Origin of the sequence: Rathayibacter sp. AY1E8, from assembly GCF_002931415.1 — a bacterium.
Taxonomy (GTDB): domain Bacteria; phylum Actinomycetota; class Actinomycetes; order Actinomycetales; family Microbacteriaceae; genus Rathayibacter.
In genome coordinates this window covers 1-1,430 of record NZ_PSVI01000103.1, presented here as the reverse complement: position 1 = coordinate 1,430, position 1,430 = coordinate 1, and the positions used below count along the sequence as shown (strand labels likewise).

Below are 1,430 nucleotides of genomic sequence, written 5' to 3'. Positions count from 1 at the left end.
GTCGGGGTTGTGGGACTTTTCGTTCCGGTCTGCCGGCCGGTGAACGTTACAGCGCATCATAGACGAACAGGTTTGAACGCCTGGCCAGAGCGGGTGCGAGCCCCGTAGTCGAAATGGTGTTATGGCGTGAAGAGTATCCCAAGTAGCACGGGGCCCGAGAAATCCCGTGTGAATCTGTCAGGACCACCTGATAAGCCTAAATACTCCCAGATGACCGATAGCGGACAAGTACCGTGAGGGAAAGGTGAAAAGTACCCCGGGAGGGGAGTGAAATAGTACCTGAAACCGTTTGCTTACAAACCGTCGGAGCCTCCTTGTAGGGGTGACGGCGTGCCTTTTGAAGAATGAGCCTGCGAGTTAGTGCTCTGTGGCGAGGTTAACCCGTGTGGGGCAGCCGTAGCGAAAGCGAGTCCGAATAGGGCGATTCAGTCGCAGGGTCTAGACCCGAAGCGAAGTGATCTATCCATGGCCAGGTTGAAGCGACGGTAAGACGTCGTGGAGGACCGAACCCACTTCAGTTGAAAATGGAGGGGATGAGCTGTGGATAGGGGTGAAAGGCCAATCAAACTTCGTGATAGCTGGTTCTCTCCGAAATGCATTTAGGTGCAGCGTTGCGTGTTTCTTGCCGGAGGTAGAGCTACTGGATGGCCGATGGGGCCCAAAAGCTTACTGACGTCAGCCAAACTCCGAATGCCGGTAAGTGAGAGCGCAGCAGTGAGACTGTGGGGGATAAGCTTCATAGTCGAGAGGGAAACAACCCAGACCACCAACTAAGGTCCCTAAGCGCGTGCTAAGTGGGAAAGGATGTGGAGTTGCACAGACAACCAGGAGGTTGGCTTAGAAGCAGCCACCCTTGAAAGAGTGCGTAATAGCTCACTGGTCAAGTGATTCCGCGCCGACAATGTAACGGGGCTCAAGCACGCCACCGAAGTTGTGGCATTGACATTAGTGGTAGGCCTTCGTGGTCCAGCCGTGTTGATGGGTAGGAGAGCGTCGTGTGGCGAGTGAAGCGGCGGTGTGAACCAGCCGTGGATGCCACACGAGTGAGAATGCAGGCATGAGTAGCGAAAGACGGGTGAGAAACCCGTCCTCCGGAAGACCAAGGGTTCCAGGGTCAAGCTAATCTTCCCTGGGTAAGTCGGGACCTAAGGCGAGGCCGACAGGCGTAGTCGATGGACAACGGGTTGATATTCCCGTACCGGCGAAGAACCGCCCAAGACAATCCAGTAGTGCTAAGTATCTGAATCCCTTTGATGGATCCCTTCGGGGTGAAGCGTTGGGCCTAGCGTACGACCCCGTGCTGGTGCGTTTAGCGTATTAACAGGTGTGACGCAGGAAGGTAGCCGAGCCGGGCGATGGTTGTCCCGGTCTAAGGATGTAGGGCGAACGATAGGCAAATCCGTCGTTCATATAGCCTGAGATCTGATGGG

General features: G+C 55.5%; 1 rRNA gene (running past one end of the window). It reads left to right on the top strand.

Going from position 1 to position 1,430, the window contains the following annotated elements:
• Nucleotides 1-1,430: ribosomal RNA gene (locus C5C74_RS16735) — 23S ribosomal RNA — on the top strand; its annotated part reaches 416 nt to the left of the window's first position; the annotation flags it as partial.